Here is a 3,516-nt window from a genome sequence, read left to right as displayed (position 1 = left end):
CGATGACGGCGACGGGCCCGTGCAGGCTCGCGGCCAGGCTGGAGATCGCGACCTCGCCGGGGATGACGGCGCCCAGGCCGAGGCCCGACTCGGCGAAGGCGAAGACAAAGCCCAGCAGGGCGCTCGTCATGGGTTGGTCGTCGTGAGGTCGGCCGGGTCGCGGGACGCGATCCGGCCCGAGACGAGGATGCCGAGGGCGATGACGACCGCACCGGCCAGGGCGTCGAGCACCCAGTGGTTGCCGGTGGCCAGGACGACGAACGTCGTCCCGGCGACGTAGAGGGTGACGATCGCGCGGCCGACGACGTTGGCGTGCCGCCAGAGCGCCCAGGCCACCCAGACCGTCCAGCCCACGTGGAGCGACGGCATGGCCGCGAGCTCGTTCGTGATGTGCCCCAGCGCCGCGGGTGCCGAGGCGTCGCCACCCCACCATCCCTGGCCGGAGGTCATGGCGAGCGCGTCGAGGTAGTGCGACCCCGGCATGAGCCGTGGGGGCGCGGTCGGGAAGAGGATGTAGCAGACCAGGCCGATGGCCGACCCGATCACGATGGCGTTGCGGGCTCTCGGGTACTCGGCCCGGTGACGAAAGAAGAGGAAGGCCAGCACCGCCGGCGTCACGACGTAGTGGAGCGTCGCGTACCAGAACGACATCGGCACCGCGATGTCCATGACGGGTGCGACCGCACGGTTGATCGAGGCCTCGACGTCGAGGTGCAGGAGCGCTTCGAGGTGCAGGATGTCGGCCGCCCGCGACCGCGCGACGGCGAGGTTGTCATCGGCGACGAGGCGGCTGAAGGTGTAGAAGATCCAGAGTCCGGCGAGCAGGCCGATCTCCCGGGTGCCGGTGGCCGTGACGAGGCGACGGGCGAGCCGGGGGAGCGCGGCGAGCGCGCCCGACCTGCGCGACGAGGGAGCCGTCGCGCGGGCCGGGCTGTGCCGGTGCCCGGTGATCGTGGACACGAGAGCGTCCTCGCCTAGTGCCCGAGGACCGGGGCGGCGTCGGGGTCGACCGACACCGGACCGCTCCGCAGCAGCGCGCCGCACAGGACCGCGCCGACCGCGAAGATGCCCGCGCCCCACCAGAACACGGTCGTGTAGCCGTGCATCGCGGCGAGGGCCTGGTTGGCCGCCGAGGGCGCCTTGCCGACCAGGTAGTCCGATGTCGCCGTCGCGGCGAACGCGCTGAGCACCGCGGTGCCGATCGAGCCGCCGATCTGGTTGAACGTGTTGACCGAGGCCGAGGCGACACCGGCGTGCTCAGCGTCGACACCCGAGGTGGCGGCGCTGAACGCCGGCGCCATGGACAGTCCCACGCCGAGGCCCGTGACGATCAGGCCGGGCAGGATGTTGGCGGCGTACGTGCTGCTGAGGTCGAGCTGGGCGAACAGCACCATGCCGACTGCGGCCAGCAGCATGCCGACGAACACGGGGATCTTGGGCCCGATGCGCGCCACGAGACCGGCCGAGCCGGTCGCCGTGACCATGATGCCGAGGATCATCGGGACGAACGAGAAGCCGGTCTTGAGCGGCGAGTAGCCGAGGGTCAGCGACACGTAGTAGGTCAGGAACAGGAAGACCGCGAACAGGCCGATCCCGACGATTGCGACGACGAGGAACGAGCCGCCGCGGTTGCGGTCCCAGACGATGTGCAGCGGCAGCAGCGGGTCCTTGACCCGGCTCTCGATGACCGCGAAGACCGCCAGCAGGACGAGGCCGGCCGCGATGCAGATCAGCGTCGTGGCGCTGGACCAGCCGTCGGTCTCGGCGCTGGCCAGGCCGTAGACGAACGACACCAGACCGGCGACGACGACGACCGTGCCGGGCACGTCGATGCCCCGGGCGTCCTCGGGCTCGGCCTGCTTCTTGAGCAGCAGGACCGCGCCGATCACGGCGATGATCGCCAGCGGGGCGTTGACGTAGAGGCACCAGCGCCAGGAGAGGTACTCGGTCAGCGCGCCGCCGAGGATCAGGCCGATCGCGCCGCCGCCACCGGAGATGGCACCGAAGATCGCGAACGCCTTGGCGCGCTCCGACGCATCCGTGAACGTGACGGTCAGCAGCGACAGGGCCGCGGGCGCCAGCAGGGCGCCGAAGACGCCCTGCGCCACGCGGGCGCCGACCAGCATCTCGAAGTTCTGCGCGGCGCCACCCACGGCGGACGCCACGGCGAAGCCGATGAGGCCCGTGACGAACATCGGCTTGCGGCCGACGAGGTCGCTGAGCCGGCCGCCGAGCAGCAGGAGCGAGCCGAACGCGAGGGCGTACCCCGTCACGATCCACTGCCGGTTGTCGTTCGAGAAGCCGAGGGCCTCCTGCGCGGTGGGCAGCGCGATGTTGACGATCGTGGCGTCCAGGACGACGATCAGCTGGGCCAGCGCGATGACCGCGAGGATCAGCCAGCGGGACGCGCCGTGCGGGTCTTCTCGATGCTCCGCGGCCGGGTCGGGCACCCGGTCGACGGTCAGTGTCTCTGCCATGGGATCTCCAGGTCTTGGAAGTGGAAAGTCAGTTCCGTTTCACTCTACGCCGGAACCGGAATGATGTCTCCACTTGATCCTGTGATGATCACCACTAACCGGAAAGTTGCCTCCGTTCCGGTACCATGGGCCTCATGACCCCCGAGATCGGCTGCACGGACGAGGCCGCCAGGCCGCTGCGTGCCGATGCCGCACGCAACCGGGCGCTGATCCTGGAGACCGCGGCGGAGGTCTTCGCCGAGCACGGCCTGGACGCCGGCTACGACGAGATCGCCCGGCGTGCCGGGATCGGCGTCGGCACGGTCTACCGGCGCTTCCCCGAACGGTCCGAGCTCGTGCAGGCGCTGTTCGAGACGCGGATCGACGAGATCGTCGCGATCGCCGAGGAGTCCCAGCGCAACGAGGACGCGTGGGCGGGGCTGACCTGGTTCCTCGAGAAGGCGCTCGAGCGGCAGGTCGTCGACCGCGGCCTCAAGGAGGTCATGGCCTCGACCCTGCAGGACGGAGACCACATGTCGGTCGGCCGCGAGCGCCTCGGCCCGATCATCGAGGACCTCGTCGCGCGTGCCCAGGCGGCCGGCAGCATGCGCGCCGACGTCGAGGCCACCGACCTCGGCGTCCAGCTGATGCTGATGAGCTCGCTGTCGACGCCCGACCAGCCGGACCTCTGGAGGCGCTACCTCGCGCTGATCCTCGACGGGCTGCGCGCCCGGCCGGACCTGTCACCCCTGCCGCTGCTGGCGCCGGCGGACGAGGCGATGCACGCGCTGATGTGCAACCTGCACGGCCGCGAGATCTGAGGGTCAGCCTCGGCTGATGCGCACCATGTCCTCGCGGGGGACGACCTTGACGCGGGTGCGTCCCGCGGCCTCGCCGAGCGCGATCTCGTGGGCGTCGAGCTGCTCCCAGCCCTCCCACGTCGTGAACTCGATGCCGCGACTGGTGAGGTAGGCGTCGACGTCCTCGCGGGCCGGGTTGGCCGGCGCGGGCAGGGCGTCGACGTCCGACAGCAGGAGGCGGATCGTCTCGGCGGCGTCGG

At 71.0% G+C, this 3,516-nt stretch carries 3 protein-coding genes and 1 pseudogene; 1 reads left to right on the top strand and 3 read right to left on the bottom strand.

What is annotated here, in order from left to right:
• Positions 1-126: 126 nt before the first annotated feature.
• Positions 127-960: a phosphatase PAP2 family protein gene (locus JWQ91_RS10930; RefSeq protein WP_297783616.1), complete on the bottom strand. Its 834-nt coding sequence runs from the start codon at positions 958-960 to the stop codon at positions 127-129.
• 14 nt (positions 961-974) lie between these two features.
• Positions 975-2,477, bottom strand: a complete 1,503-nt coding sequence (locus tag JWQ91_RS10925) for an MFS transporter (RefSeq protein ID WP_297783612.1) — start codon at positions 2,475-2,477, stop codon at positions 975-977.
• Positions 2,478-2,611: 134 nt separating this feature from the next.
• On the opposite strand from JWQ91_RS10925, the gene JWQ91_RS10920 reads away from it, so the two are divergent.
• Positions 2,612-3,277, top strand: a complete 666-nt coding sequence (locus JWQ91_RS10920; protein WP_297783610.1) for a TetR/AcrR family transcriptional regulator — start codon at positions 2,612-2,614, stop codon at positions 3,275-3,277.
• A gap of 3 nt (positions 3,278-3,280) precedes the next feature.
• Here the strand turns inward: JWQ91_RS10920 and JWQ91_RS10915 are convergent.
• Positions 3,281-3,516: pseudogene (locus JWQ91_RS10915) on the bottom strand (pyridine nucleotide-disulfide oxidoreductase); the annotation flags it as partial.

The organism is Aeromicrobium sp. (assembly GCF_025965075.1).
Lineage (GTDB): Bacteria > Actinomycetota > Actinomycetes > Propionibacteriales > Nocardioidaceae > Aeromicrobium.
This window is presented reverse-complemented; position numbering and strand designations above follow the sequence as displayed.

Bases quoted from the DNA above. Each gene is read 5' to 3' on its own strand.
- JWQ91_RS10925 (WP_297783612.1), bottom strand. From the start codon at position 2,477: ATGGCAGAGACACTGACCGTCGACCGGGTGCCCGACCCGGCCGCGGAG.
- JWQ91_RS10920 (WP_297783610.1), top strand. From the start codon at position 2,612: ATGACCCCCGAGATCGGCTGCACGGACGAGGCCGCCAGGCCGCTGCGT.